General features: G+C 59.0%; 13 protein-coding genes. 7 read left to right on the forward strand and 6 right to left on the reverse strand.

All coding sequences use genetic code 11. The features are described 5' to 3' along the window. Positions 1-142: 142 nt before the first annotated feature. The 7 genes from HJY11_RS09685 to HJY11_RS15500 all read left to right on the forward strand — a co-directional run bounded on the left by HJY11_RS09685 (position 143) and on the right by HJY11_RS15500 (position 6696). Positions 143-607 (forward strand): helix-turn-helix domain-containing protein, encoded by a 465-nt coding sequence (locus HJY11_RS09685; RefSeq protein ID WP_208075755.1) that lies wholly within the window; start codon positions 143-145, stop codon positions 605-607. Continuing rightward, positions 604-1338, forward strand: a complete 735-nt coding sequence (locus HJY11_RS09690; protein WP_208075756.1) for an ABC transporter ATP-binding protein — start codon at positions 604-606, stop codon at positions 1336-1338. The genes HJY11_RS09685 and HJY11_RS09690 overlap by 4 nt, the downstream gene beginning before the upstream one ends. Next, on the forward strand, positions 1335-2066 hold the full coding sequence (locus tag HJY11_RS09695; RefSeq protein WP_208075757.1) for an ABC transporter permease: 732 nt from the start codon (positions 1335-1337) through the stop codon (positions 2064-2066). Before HJY11_RS09690 ends, HJY11_RS09695 begins: the two co-directional genes overlap by 4 nt. 281 nt (positions 2067-2347) lie before the next feature. After that, complete coding sequence (locus HJY11_RS09700; protein WP_208075758.1) at positions 2348-3241, forward strand: DUF2599 domain-containing protein; 894 nt, start codon at positions 2348-2350, stop codon at positions 3239-3241. Between the two features lie 89 nt (positions 3242-3330). Then, positions 3331-3939 carry a hypothetical protein gene (locus HJY11_RS09705; RefSeq protein ID WP_208075759.1) on the forward strand — a complete coding sequence of 203 codons (609 nt, stop codon included), beginning with the start codon at positions 3331-3333 and terminating at the stop codon, positions 3937-3939. 168 nt (positions 3940-4107) lie between these two features. Continuing rightward, positions 4108-4743 (forward strand): GyrI-like domain-containing protein, encoded by a 636-nt coding sequence (locus HJY11_RS09710; protein WP_208075760.1) that lies wholly within the window; start codon positions 4108-4110, stop codon positions 4741-4743. A gap of 279 nt (positions 4744-5022) precedes the next feature. After that, positions 5023-6696, forward strand: coding sequence for a PASTA domain-containing protein (locus tag HJY11_RS15500; RefSeq protein WP_208075761.1), 1674 nt, complete (start codon positions 5023-5025; stop codon positions 6694-6696). Between the two features lie 424 nt (positions 6697-7120). Here the strand turns inward: HJY11_RS15500 and HJY11_RS09720 are convergent, their stop codons facing one another. From HJY11_RS09720 to HJY11_RS09745, 6 genes are all read right to left on the reverse strand, one after another. Next, positions 7121-9316 (reverse strand): bifunctional metallophosphatase/5'-nucleotidase, encoded by a 2196-nt coding sequence (locus HJY11_RS09720; RefSeq protein WP_208075762.1) that lies wholly within the window; start codon positions 9314-9316, stop codon positions 7121-7123. 912 nt (positions 9317-10228) lie between these two features. Then, on the reverse strand, positions 10229-10567 hold the full coding sequence (gene rpsR, locus HJY11_RS09725) for a 30S ribosomal protein S18 (protein ID WP_021660838.1): 339 nt from the start codon (positions 10565-10567) through the stop codon (positions 10229-10231). A gap of 18 nt (positions 10568-10585) precedes the next feature. Continuing rightward, positions 10586-11038, reverse strand: a complete 453-nt coding sequence (locus HJY11_RS09730) for a single-stranded DNA-binding protein (protein ID WP_208075763.1) — start codon at positions 11036-11038, stop codon at positions 10586-10588. 19 nt (positions 11039-11057) lie between these two features. Continuing rightward, the gene (rpsF, locus tag HJY11_RS09735) at positions 11058-11348 is read right to left on the reverse strand and encodes a 30S ribosomal protein S6 (protein WP_208075764.1); all 291 of its coding nucleotides are present in this window, start codon (positions 11346-11348) and stop codon (positions 11058-11060) included. 170 nt (positions 11349-11518) lie between these two features. Beyond that, positions 11519-12394: a UTP--glucose-1-phosphate uridylyltransferase GalU gene (gene galU, locus HJY11_RS09740; RefSeq protein ID WP_208075765.1), complete on the reverse strand. Its 876-nt coding sequence runs from the start codon at positions 12392-12394 to the stop codon at positions 11519-11521. A gap of 48 nt (positions 12395-12442) precedes the next feature. Beyond that, entirely contained in the window at positions 12443-13384 is a 942-nt protein-coding gene (locus HJY11_RS09745; RefSeq protein ID WP_208075766.1) for an RING finger protein, read from the reverse strand. Between the last annotated feature and the right edge of the window lie 295 nt (positions 13385-13679).

Raw genomic sequence — 13679 nt, forward strand, 5'->3', positions numbered from 1 at the left:
CCTGCCTCCCGCAAAAACGGCGCTGTTTCCCTCCTTTGGAGCTGGGGGAGGGGCAACTGAGACGAACATCCCCTGTCAGCTATGGTTGGTGGCTTTGGCCGCTGCGGTGGGGTAGAATACAGCCATAGGAGGTGTGAAAAGTATGATTCATGAGAATTTGCAGTTTCTGCGCCGGGCCCACGGCTACTCCCAGGAGGAGGTGGCCGAGCGCATCGGGGTCTCCCGCCAGGCCGTCGCCAAGTGGGAGAGCGGCGAGACCATTCCCGACCTGCCCAACACCCAAGCCCTGGCCGCCTTTTACGACATCACCCTGGACGAACTGGTCAACCACCACGACGGCCAGGGCGGGGCGCTGATCTCCCCCAAGGGCAAGCACATCTTCGGTCTGGTGCGGGTGGGGGAGCGGGGGCAGATCGTCATCCCCAAGCAGGCCCGGGAGGTGTTCTCCATCTCCGCCGGGGACCAGCTGCTGGTCTTGGGGGATGAGGAGCAGGGGATCGCCATCGTCAAGGCCGATCTGGTGCAGTCCTTCGCCCACGAACTGATGAAGGCCGCCCAGCGGGAGAAAAACCTGCCCCGCGGCGGGAGAGGGGGCGAGGGGGAGTGAACGCCATTGAGACAAAAGCCCTCACCAAGCGCTACCGGGACAAACTGGCCCTGGACGGGCTGGACCTGTGCATTGGACAGGGGGAGCTGTTTGCCCTGCTGGGGGTCAACGGGGCGGGCAAGTCCACCGCCGTCAAGCTGCTCTCCTGCCTGATCGCCCCCACCTCGGGGGAGGCCTGGCTGATGGGCCACAGCATCCTCCGGGAGAGGGAGCGGGTGAAGGCGGTCATCAGCCTCTCCCCCCAGGAGACGGCGGTGGCCCCCAACCTCACCGTCCGCGAGAACCTGGAGCTGATGGCCGGCATCGGCGGCTGCGCCCGGGGAGAGGCCCGCGCCAGGGCGGCCCAGTCCATTCGGGAGGGGGGCTTTGCCCAGGTGGCGGGGAAACAGGCCCGCACCCTTTCGGGCGGCTGGCAGCGGCGGTTGAGCATCGCTCTGGCTCTCATCACCGAGCCCCAAATCCTCTTCTTAGACGAGCCCACCCTGGGGCTGGATGTCCTCTCCCGGCGGGAGCTCTGGCGGGAGATCTGTCGCCTCAAGGGCCGGGTGACGGTGGTGCTGACCACCCACTACCTGGAGGAGGCCCAGGCCCTGTCCGACCGCATCGGCATCCTGGCCGAGGGGCGGCTGCGCACCGTCGGCACCGCCGGGGAACTGATGGCCAGGGCTGGCGCGTCCAACTTTGAGGACGCCTTTGTCGCCCTGGCGGGAGAGAGGGGGGCTGCCCTGTGAACCGGACCCTCGCCTTTGCGGGCAGAAATGCCAAAGAGATCGTCCGCGACCGCATCAACCTGCTGTTTGGGATGGGCTTCCCGGTGATTCTCCTGCTTTTGCTCACCGCCATTCAAAAACACGTCCCCACCGAGCTCTTTCCCGTCGCCCGGCTGGCCCCGGGCATCGCGGTCTTCGGCCTCTCCTTCATCTCCCTCTTCTCGGGGATGCTCATCGCCCGCGACCGCGCCGGCGCCTTTGTCCAGCGGCTCTTCACCTCCCCCATGCGGGCCGGCGATTTTCTGCTGGGGTACATCCTCCCCCTCTTTCCCATGGCGCTGGCCCAGGGAGCGGTCTGCTACCTGACGGCCGTCTACCTGGGCCTCCCCGCCACGGCAAACCTGTTGCCGGCGATGGCGGTGCTGCTGCCGACAGCCCTCCTCTTCATCGCCATCGGGCTGCTCTGCGGCAGCCTCTTTACCGACCGGCAGGTGGGCGGGCTCTGCGGGGCCCTCCTCACCAACCTTTCCGCCTGGCTGTCGGACACCTGGTTTGAGGTGAGCCTGGTGGGGGGCGCCTTTGAAAGGGTGGCGAACGCCCTCCCCTTTATCCACGCGGTCAAGGCGGGCAGGGCCGCCCTGGCGGGGGACTGGGGCGGCCTCTTTCCCCACCTCTGGTGGGTGGTGGGCTACGCGGCGGCGGTGCTGGCGGTGGCCGTCTGGGCCTTTCGCCGCAGGATGCGCGGCTGACGAGAGCGGGGCCCGCCTTTGGGGTTAGTGCAACATTACTAAAATATTTGGATAAAAAGAGAATTATAAACAATTATGTATATTTAATATTTACAACTTAATATTTTTCTATATAATTATATATAAGCCCAGGAAAATATAGGAAAAGGAGAGCTTTATATGAAAAAGATCATGACTGTAGTTGTGACGTTGGGAATATTATCTACATTATTCTCAACTGCGTTTGCAGAGGGGTGGTAGAAGCCATTCAGACACCTGATTCTCTGGGAGAAACAGGAACAATGCAGGACAAGTTTCCCGAAATGATGGCTAGCCAGGAAATCCAAGAGATGGATATTGAAAAGTATTCTGGTCAAACTTTGCATTCAGATGGTATAAAGCTATATTCACAAAATGTGGTTTTATCAGAACAGCTGAATAATGAGATAAAGGCAACAGAAAGTCATTTAAGCAGTGCAAAAATTAAAAATGTTGACAGATATACACTGATAAATGCAATAGATAATACAGCATTCTATAGAGAAGAGGATAGTGAGAGACTAGTTGCGGTAAAACCAACAGAAATAGGTATAAATATGTATCAGATATTGCAATCTTCAGCGTCTACAAATGAATTGGAGTTGGAAATCAACATCCCATCTGGTGGATATATGGACTTAGCATATAACTCTTTAGGTGAAACAGATGGTTCAATTCTCGTTTATAATGGGGATGGCGAACAGATTGCAGCAGTGAATCCTGAGTCCGCAAAGGATAAAAATGGCGATGAAGTTTCAACTGTTGTTGAGATAGACGGGAACAGAGTTATCCAAAAGATTCAAGTAAATAGTGAAACGCAGTATCCAGTAACCTCGGGTATTGCCTTGGCAACAGGAGCAACTTCTTGGACCAAATATTTTAATTCAACAGGGTGGATTGCTAGGGATGGTGCTTGGTCACTAAGTCTTAATCATAAGACGTGGGTACAGAATCCAACAACTGCTATGGTAAAAGAGACATGGAGAACAGTAGTAGAAAAGCATTACCAAGATACTAAATGGTATAATGCAACAGGATTGTGGGAACAATATGATTGCCATTGCCTTGCAGCTCGAAATAAAAATCCGTGGAATTTAGAGCCCTGGCGTCCGGCAGTTGGAGGAATGCAAACAATTGCTAAAGCCTGCAATCCGTAATGGGTGATTAAATGAATAACCGTATAAAAAGATGGGCTTATGTTATTTTTGGACTTGTTTTCCTGGCACTTTTTTGTTGGGGGGCAGCAGTGGCCTATCAAACGGGAATTGTCCTCGATGAATACGCGTTTTGGTATGAGAGAAATTTAAGTCGAAATGGAATACTTTTTAATTTCTCTATGCTATTGCTAGCTGTGGCTTTGATTGTCAGTATTATTCAGTTTATTCGCCGAAAGGAGATTGGCCGTATAGGGAGGATTGCCTTTGCAACTCTTGTATTGATTTCTGTAGCAGTTATCTCAGACAATGTTCTCTATAATCACTCTGTTATCGAAAGCCATCCACAAGATGATGTTTTTTCCAGTGTCTCTTTAAATGAGATTAACCAACGTATTCTTGTTCCCGAGCAACAGGGAAGTGTTTATCTGTACATTGAACGGGAAGGGTGTCCTGCCTGTGCGACTACAACACCTGCTATACGTACATATCTAAAGAATAGAGGTTGTCGAATATTTTACTATGACACACAAGAGGATAGGGACACAAATCGGGAAGAATTGGATAAAGTGCTTTCTCAGCTAGGAGTGACAATAGTTCCTTCCCTAGTGAAGATAAAAGGTGGCACTGTCCAAAAGCGTTATGATGCAGATCAAATTATCAAAGACTTTATTGCAGGTGATATATTGTTTACAGAGTGACCTATCGAGTAAAGTGGAGCGGGGCGTTTGTATGTCCCGCTCTCATTTGTGGAGAATGCTTTTTCAGATAATTATTCTGGCTTTTCCCCGTACCTGACAGACAGCTGTCCAGTTTTCCCTGCTATCCTGTAAAAAAAGAGAACACTCTTTTAGCAGGAGGAATGAAACATGGCTGCACTGGACTACAAAAAAACAGAGAGATCCCTCTACCTACCCGGCGAGACGCCGTCCCTCATCGAGGTGCCGCCCCTCCCCTTTGTGGCGGTGGAAGGGCGGGGGGACCCCAACGAGGCGGGCGGTGAATTCTCCCGGGCGGTGTCCGTCCTCTACGCCATCTCCTACACCATCCGCATGAGCGGGAAGGGCGGGCACCCCATCGACGGTTTTTTTGCATATGTCGTCCCCCCGCTGGAGGGATGGTGGTGGAGCGAGGAGGGCGTCGAGGCCGCCCCGGGCGACAAGTCCGCCTTTTGCTGGCGGGCGGCCATCCGGCTGCCCGACTTTGCCACCGACCAGGTCTTTGCCTGGGCCCGGGAGGAGGCCGCCCGCAAGAAGAAGTTGGACACCAGCGCCGCTTCTCGGCTGGTGGTGGACGAGGGGCTCTGTGTCCAGTGCCTGCACCGGGGCAGTTACGACAGCGAGCCCCAGACCCTGGCCGGGATGCAGGCCTATCTGGCAAAAGAGGGCTACCGCCCCGATTTGGACGAGCGCCGCCGCCACCACGAAATCTACCTGGGGGACCCCCGCAAGACCCCGGTGGAAAAGCGAAAGACCGTTTTGCGCCTGCCGGTGGCAAGCCTTTGACAGCGCGCCCATTTGGCCGGGGGCGGCCCTTCCTGGGGAGGGGCCGCCCCCCTTTTTGCGCGCGGGGAGAGGCGGAAGGAATTCCCACCCGCTTTGCGGGATAAAATGGAGGATCACCCCCCTCTGGCGCTTGCAACTGGGCGGGAAAAAGGGTATGATAAGATGAATGGCCAAGGGGGGGAAGCGCCCTGTGGGCCGCCCCCTTCGGCAGAATTTGTCGATTTTGATCCATCTGTTTGCGCCCAGCGCCCATCACACCACAGTAGGAGAGAACGCCAGATGAACATAGATACCAACCGCTGCATCCACTGCATGACCCCGCTGGAGGAGGGCCGTTGCCCCCGCTGCCACATCGACCAGAACACCCCCAACCCCCACCCGGCCCTGCCGGTTCACACGGTGGTGGCCGGCCGCTTTTTGCTGGGCCAGGTCATCCACATGGACGGCGAGGGGATCGACTACCAGGGCTATGACTGCCAGGAGGAGCGCCGCGTCACCGTGCGGGAGCTGTTCCCCACAGGTCTAGTGGACCGGGAGTTCAACGGTTCCGCCGGGGTGGCCGTGGGGGAGAGCATGCACTTTAAGACGGTGGTCGAATCCTTTGTCGACCTCTACAAGTCCCTGGCCCGCATCGAGGAGGCCGAGGCCCTCTGCCAGGTCTGCGGCGTCTGGAAGGACCGGGGCACCGTCTACGCCGTGACCGAGCACTTTGACGGCATCTCCCTCTCGGTGGTGCTCTCCCGCACCATTGGCGAGATCGACAGCGCCGCCACCCTCAACATCCTCAAGCCTTTTTTCAAAACCCTGCGGGAGATCCACAAGTTGGGGATGGTGCACGGCGGCATCTGCCCCGACAACATCCTGGTCAACGGGGAGGGGGAGGTCCGGTTGGTGGGCTTTGCCACCTCCGCCCTGCGCACCAAGGGATCGGAGTTGCAGTGTGAGCTCTTCCCCGGCTACTCGGCGCCCGAGCAGTACAGCGTCACCGGCTGGCAGGGCTCCTGGACCGACATCTACGCCGTGGGGGCCACCATCTACCGCTGCATCACCGGCACCCGCCCCCAGAGCGCGGACGAGCGGCTGACTGCCGACGCCCTGCTCCCCCCGGTGGAGGTCAACCACACGGTGGACAGCCGCCTCTCCCAGGCGGTGGCCGCCGCCCTGGTGCTCCCCACCAAGGGGCGCATCCGCACCATTGAGGAGTTTGCCACCGCCCTGCTGCCCCGGCAGGCCCCCGCCCCGTCGGAAGCCCCCACCAAGGAGGCTGTTCGCATCACCGATGAGGAGGAAACAGGCCCCGCCGCAAAATCCTCCAAGAAGGGCGGGAAGAAGCCCGGCGACAACAAAAAGTTTATCTGGATGATCGCGGGGATCGCCGCCGCCCTGGTGATTGTCGGCGCGGCCATTGCCGTCTGGCTCTACACCCGCCCTGCCGAAGGGCCACAGGGGGGCTCCTCCTCGCAGACTTCCTCCCAGTCCGCTTCCAGTGGGGAGAGTTCCTCTGCCGGCAGCTCCTCCGGGGCCGGCTCTTCCAGCGGGTCGCAGGCGGGCGAGGTGAAAGTCCCCAGCATGGTGGGCAAGCCCCTCTCTGACTTTCAAAAGGACTATGCCGACATCCCCTACCGGGTGGTCACCGCTTACAGCAGCGAGTACGACAAGGACGTCATCTGTGATCTCTCCCCCAAGGCGGGTGAGACCCTGAAAGAGGGCGAGGTGCTCACCATCACCGTCAGCAAGGGCCCCGAAGATGTGGAGATGCCCAACATCGTCGGCAAGAATTGGGACAGCGTAAAGGGCGATTTAGACGCCAAGAAGATCAAGTACAACGTGATCCACGTCTACGAGGGCGATGGCGCCAACGGCACCGTTCTCGCCACCGACCCGGCGGCGGGCGCTAAGGTCACCCCTGGAAGCACGGTGGTCACGGTGCGGGTGCTGCAAAAGCAGGGGTAGTTGACCTGGTACAAAAAGCCATTAGGAAGGCGAAGGAATCCGTTCCTTCGCCTTTTTGTGTAGAGCCAAGGGCCCGAACAGTTTGGCCGAGCGGCCTCTCAAACGATGTGCCGGGGAAAGAAAGACGGACAGAGGATGCAGCGCTACGCCTATACATTGCCCTGTCAGATAGAGAGTTGCGGAGGTCGGAGAGGGAGTTTCACCGTGTGGAAGATGCCAGTTTTAGTATAATATAATGCAAAATATACAAATTGGAAATAACGGAAAGAGATGCCAGTTGAAAAAAGAGGAAATACAGCCGGTATTTGCCGCTACAAGGGAGTACTTTCTCAAAAAAGGTCACAGGATACAAAAAAGCGGGCGCGGTCAATACGACCGCGCCCGCTTATCTTTTGGGAAAGGATAGGCTTTGGTTAGGGGGAAATTAGTGCTTCCGCTTTTTCAGGGAGAGGGCTGCCAGGCCGGAGATGGCCAGCGCCGAGAAGGCGATCAGGGAACCGGCGCTGTCGCCGGTGTTGACCGAGTCGCCCTTTTCCTTGTTGTCGTCGGGGGTGGTGTCGTCGGGTTGGCCGGGATCGCTGGGTTTCTGCTCCACCACGGTAAAGTTGGCTTTCAACTCAATGGATTTCTGACCGGCGTAATCGCTGACATAGTCGGCGGCGCGGCTGCCGTCGGCGGCGATGGCGCAGAGGTCGTGCAGGCCGTTGCCGATGCCGGGAACGGTGATGACGCCGTTCTCGTCGGCCACGTATTCGCCAAACTCCTTGCCGTCGATCTCAACTTTGGCCCAGGCGCCGGCGGCGGGGTTGCCGTCTTTGTCCAGCAGGTTGACGGTGGCGGCGTAAGAGGTGGCGGTGTAGCCGGTGTTGATGGCCTTGATCCGCCCGGTCTCACTCAGGACACAAAGGCCGTCTTTGTTCTCGGGCAGGGTCAGCAGATACTTGATGTAGTCGGTCAGGAAGACGTCGTTGGAGGTGTCGGCCCCCACCACGGTGACCTGTCCGTCGCCGTAGTAGGCGGGGTCGCACATGTAGTAGCCGTCGCCGCCGCCCACTTCGTAGGAGCCGGTCATCACCAGCACGAACTTGTCGGTGGCGTTTTTGTCGATGGCGGTGCCGTCGTCCAGGGTGATGGATTGCACCCGGTTGCCCATCCGCTTTTCATCCGAGACGGTGGGGGTCTTGGTGGGGTCGTAGACGTACTTCATGCCCGAGGGGATGAAGAAACGGCCCTTGTTGCCGTAGATCTCGCCGGTGTTTTTGGTGTCCACCTCAGGGGTGTTGACCGAGATCAGGGAGACGCCGTTTTCCACCATCTCCCACAGGGCCTTGTGGCTCATCTTCAGGTAGCGGGTCTCGCCGCCAAAGGGGAGAACGGTGATGATGTCCTTTTTGGTGATGTCGCCGGCGGGGATGGAGGCGCGCACCCCGCCGCCGCCGGTGTAGCCGATGACCGGCAGGTTTTTCAACTCATCCGGGGCGGTCTTCTGCCACTGCAGGGTCCGCCAGCGGTTGGCGTCGGCCACCAGGTCGGCCATGTTGCTCTCGGCGCGGCGGCAGATGGGGGTGCCGGCGTAGAGGCCGATCTTGGTCTTGCCGATGACCTCGGCGTACTTCTCGTTGACCTCTTTGGCAACCGCGTCGGCCACCGTCTTGACGGTGGGATCGGGGGTGTAGCTGGATTTCAGGTCGGCGTTGGGGATGCCCTCGGATTTCACTTCCACGTCGCCGCTTTGTTTGACGGTGATGGTCACCTTGCCCACGTAGTTCAGGGCGGTGCCGGTGGAGACGATGGTGGTCTCGTTGGTGCTGTTGTTGATTTTGATGGCGCCCTTGTTGCTGGAGGCATAGTCGCCGGCATTGCCCATCCGCTCCACATGGTCGTGGCCGTCCACGATCAGGTCGATGCCGGTGACATTCTGGGCCAGCTCGCGGGAGGACCACTTGGCGGAGGACTCGCCCAGGTGGCACAGGGCGATGACCACGTCGCAGCCCTCAGTGTTTCTTAGATTGTTGACGGTTTCCTGGGCAAACTGCGACAGGTCGTTGCCGTGGAAGTTGAGTTTGCCCACCTTGGCGGGCTGGCTCAGTTCAAAGGTCTCGGGGGTGTTCAGGGCGAAGATGCCCACCTTGACTCCGTTAAAATTGACGACTTTGGCTTTGTTCAGGTCACTTAGGCCGGGAATGATCTCCTCCGGGTCCTCAATATTGGCATTGAGGATGTCAAACTTGGCCGCCTTGATGTTGGCGGAAATTTCGTCCAGGGAGTAGTCGAACTCGTGGTTGCCCAGGGCGGCGGCGTCATAGCCGACCTCGTTCATGATCTTGATGGCGCTCTGCCCTTTGGAGTCGGCCACAAAGGGGGTCCCCTGGGAGTAGTCGCCGGCGTCCACCAGCAGCACGTTTTGACCGTTGGCCTTCATGGCGTTTTTCATGCCGGCCAGGTAGTCCAGCCCGGCGTGGGAATCATCGCTCACCACGGCGCCGTGGACGTCGTTGGTGTGCAGCACGGTGATGACGGTGTCCTCTGCATTGGGGGTTGCAAAGGCGGTGGCCGCCATGCTCACCGTCAGGGCCGCTGCCAAAACGGCAGAAAGCCCCTTTTTGAAAAGCGGTTTCATCGTGTGTTTTCCTCCTTCTTTCATGTCCAGAGCCGCCAAACGCGGCCCTCCAATCGGAAGATCGCTCTGCTTCGACCCCGCTTCCCGCGGCCTTTCCCAATCCGCAGGTCCAGAAGAGCAGGAGGGGAATGGAGAGCCAGTTCCCCCTGTCGGAGTAGAAAACAATTTCCATATAGGTATTATACAACATTTACATATTTGTACAACAACAAAAAAAAAAATGGATGCTTTGACGAATAACCAAAATTTATGTAAAAATTATGTAAAGTGTATAAAAAGACAGAGAATTTAGGGGCAAGTGAAGAGGGCGTTTTCATTTTATTTTGGAAAACGCAGGTTTTGACAGGGTTTTCATAAGGCGCTTTCTCCAGGAGGAGAGGGGGAGACCTGGGCCCCCTCCTTTATAGAAAAGAGAGGAACCGATTGCCCTTTTTTTCGGCCGGCGTGTTCGCCCCTCCGCCGGACCGGTGAGGGAGAGGGGATAAAAGCGAAGAGTATTTCCCGAACCCAACCACCCAAGGAAACCGGGGGAGGGCGTCCCTGCGGGAGTTTCTCTTTTGACCTTTTGCCTTGGGGATTGCTGCCGGGCGACCCCGGGGAGGGGAAAAGGGCGGCCGTTTTGCGCCGCGCCGCCGCTGGACTTGTGGGGCGGAAAAATTTTTTGCGGCGCAGAGCTCTGGGATGCCGCGGTGTAGGCAGCCGGCCAAAAGTGCCGTCTGGCAGCGACTGGAGGGAGGCTTTTCGCCATCTTGTTGGGGACAAGGGGCCGGTGAATGGAGGGGGGCTCTTTCACCCGTTTTTGGTGCTTTGCGCGGCGGGTGCCCTTTCAAGGCGGAGGGGAGACGGCAAAAAAGAGCGCCGACCCAGAAGGGTCGGCGCTCTTGCCAGGAACAGGTTGGATCCAACTGCCAATCAGTCGTTGGTGTAGGGCAGCAGGGCCAGATGACGGGCGCGCTTGATAGCGGTCGTCAGGGCGCGCTGATGGAACGCGCAGGTGCCGGTCACACGGCGGGGAACAATCTTTCCCCGGTCGGACAGGTACCGTCTCAACTTGCTGATGTCTTTGTAGTCGATGGTCTCGGCCTTGTCGGCGCAGAAAGCGCAGACCTTGCGGCGGCCGCGTTTGCCGCCGCGGAACCCGCCGCCTCTCCGGTCGCGGTTGTACTCCCGGGGCTCGCGGTTCTCGCGGGGGGCCGGAGCGGTGCTGGAAGCAGCGGCAGGGGCCGCTGCGGTGGTGGTTTTCTCTTCCACGGTCGTTTCCTCCTTGTGTTAGAATGGGAGATCGTCGTCGCTGGCGATCTCTTCAAAGTCACCGGTGCTGCCCGACGAAAAGCTCATGACGTCGCTCTGGGGGGGCTGCTGCGGCATGGAGAAGGTCGTCCCGCCGCTCTGAGAAGCGGAGGATTTGCTCTCGCAAAAATGCACGTTGTCGGCCACGATCTCAAAGGCAGTGCGGTTGTTGCCGTCGCGGTCCTGGTACTTGCGGGTCTGGATCGACCCGTTGACGGCGATCATATTTCCCTTTTTGAAGTAGCGGCAGACAAATTCGGCGGTGCTGCGCCAGGCCACAACGTTGATGAAGTCGGTCTCGCGCTCCTGCCCTTGGCGGACGAAGGAGCGGGCCACCGCTACGGTGAAGCTGGTGACGGGCACGTTGTTGGGGGTGTGGCGAAGCTCCGGGTCGGCTGTCAATCTGCCCATGATGGCTGCGATGTTCAACATAAGCCGTTCCCCTTTCCGCTTACTGCTCTTTTTTGATGATCAGTGTGCGCAGGATGCCGCTGGTGATCTTGTAGACGCGGTCGAGTTCGGCGGGGAACTCGGGCTCGCAGCTGAAGTTGATCAGCACGTAGTAGCCCTCGTTCTCGTGGTCGATCTCGTAAGCCAGGCGGCGTTTGCCCCACTCGTCCACCGAGTCAACGGTACCGTTTTGAGCGATCAGGGTCTGGAATTTTTCGATGAGGGCTTTGATCCCCTCTTCCCCCTGTTTGGTGCTCAGCACGATTACGGTCTCGTAATTTACCTTTGCCATTTTGAATGCACCTCCTTTTGGACATTAGGTCCCCGCAAAAGGGGACAAGGATGTTGCTAAGCGCAACAAAATAATTATACCAGAAAAAACCGCAAAGTCAACGGCGCGCTCGGCAGATTGTGCAAAAAAAGCCGCGGAAAACCGGCGTTTCCACGGCTTTGGGGCAGGGTTTAGAGCCGGCCGGCAAAGTCCTTGAGGTAGGCGCGGAAGTCCTGGCCGATCTCGGGGTGGTCGATCCCCACCTCGACGATGGCCTTTAAGACCCCCAGCTTGTTGCCCATGTCGTAGCGGGTGCCCACGTAGTCGACCCCCACCATCCCCTCGGACAGGGCCAGTTCCCGCATGGCGTCGGTCAGCTGGATCTCGCCGCCGGCCCCGGGGGCGGTGTGCTCGAGGATGTCAAAGATGTCGGGGGTGAGGACGCAGCGCCCGAGGATCGAGAAGAGGGAGAGCACCTCAGCCTCGGTCTGGGGCTTCTCCACCATGTTGTCGATGGCGTAGAGGTTCCCCTCCAGCGGCTTCACCGCCAGGGAGGAGTACTTGGAGATGTCGGCGGCCGGCACCTCTTTGATGCCCACGCAGGCCTTGCCGTAGGTCTCGTAGGCCCGCATCAACTGGCCACAGACCGGGTCTTTGGACAGGATGACGTCGTCGCCGTAGAGGACGGCGAAGGGCTCGTCCCCCACAAAGTTTTTGGCCTGCAAGATGGCGTGGCCCAGCCCCTTTTGCTCCTTTTGGCGCAGGTAGGTGATGTTGGCGATCTCAGCGATGGAGACCACCTGGTCGTAGAGGGCCTTTTTCCCCCCGTCCAGGAGCTTTTGCTCCAGCACGGGGGAGCGGTCGAAGTGGTCCTCCATCACCCCTTTGCCCCGGGAGGTGATGATGAGAATCTCCTCGATGCCGGCGGCGGCCGCCTCCTCCACAATGTACTGGATGGCGGGCTTGTCCACAATGGGGAGCATCTCCTTGGGCATGGCCTTGGTCGCGGGCAGCACCCGGGTGCCCAGGCCGGCGGCGGGGATAACGGCTTTGCGAATTTTTTGCATCGTCTTTAGCACTCCTATCGTCGGTATGGTGATGTGTGATCGGCTCTGTTAGAGCCCGGCGGCGGTCAGCAGGGTGCCGAGCAGGCTGGAGACCATCAGCAGCAGCCCCACAGCGAGGACCGCCCAGCGGCAGACCCCGCCCTTTTTGTGGTAGAGGCGCAGCGTCTCGGTGCGGTCGAGCCCCATGGCCTGGATCTGTTTGATCTTTTTGACCACCGAGCGCCGGTAGATGGCGTTGGCGAAGAGGCCGAAGAAGATCTGCACGGCCATCATCAGCAGGCTGGTGACGGTGTAGGCCATGGCAAAGGGGCCGGTGAGAAGGGTGTTGATCTGGGATTCAGGGGTCAAAAAGAAGATGATGCCGGGGATGTTGAGGGTGATGTTGAGCAGGATGGAGAGCAGGGCCACCGGCCAGACCTTGCGAAAGAGCATGTAGAGGGGGGTGATGAAGAACCCCGACCAGGAGAAGGAGAGTTTGCGCCCCCGCAAGTCCATGTTTTTGAACTGGTAGAGATAGTAGCCCGAACTGGGGCCGATGAACTCGGCCATGTCCTCTACCCGGATGCCGTCGATGGTGTCCTCGGGGTTGACTCCGCCGTACTTGATGTTTTGCTGGTTCGCCGCCATCGGCCCAAACCCCGGCCCGGCGGCGTATTGCTGCTGCTGGCTCTCCAGCGGTTTGCCGCAGGAGACGCAGAAGAGGGCGCCCGGCGGGTTGGCGGCGTGGCAGTGGGGGCAGGGGCGGGAGAAACCGTCCCCCTCCTGCCCGGGGGCCGCGCCCCCCTCGATCCCCGGCGCGGCGGCCGGGGCCTGTTTTTCAGGCTGCCAGGCAAAGTCCTCGCCGTGGCGCTCGGCGTTGGCGCAGTGGCCGAGCTGAAAGTAGCAGTCCCGGTGGTGGGGGGTGCCGCACTCCGGGCAGACGACGATCTGGTCGCCGTCTGCAAACGCCTTGTGACAAACCGGGCAGAATTCGCCCTTGTATGAAGCCAAGAAAGGTTCACCTCCGTAAAAGGGGGGCGGACGGCGACCGTCCGCCCCTCGGCCGCTGCCGGAGCCCGAAGGCCTGCCGGCGCGGCGTCTTTTTGCCCCTGGAGAGCAAAAAGAGATTCTTCTATATTATATCGCACCGCCCCCAAAAATCCAATAGATTGTGTGAAAGAATTGAAAACAGGGGGAAAATGAGGGGGCGCGGCGGTTGAAAAGCCGGGCGGCGGGTGGTAGAATACCCAGAGGGCAGCGGCAACCGCCGCGCCCGGTTGACACTTGCTTTTTCGGAAGGGGACGC

The sequence above is a fragment of the Bittarella massiliensis (ex Durand et al. 2017) genome, from assembly GCF_017566145.1.
Lineage (GTDB): Bacteria > Bacillota > Clostridia > Oscillospirales > Ruminococcaceae > Bittarella > Bittarella massiliensis_A.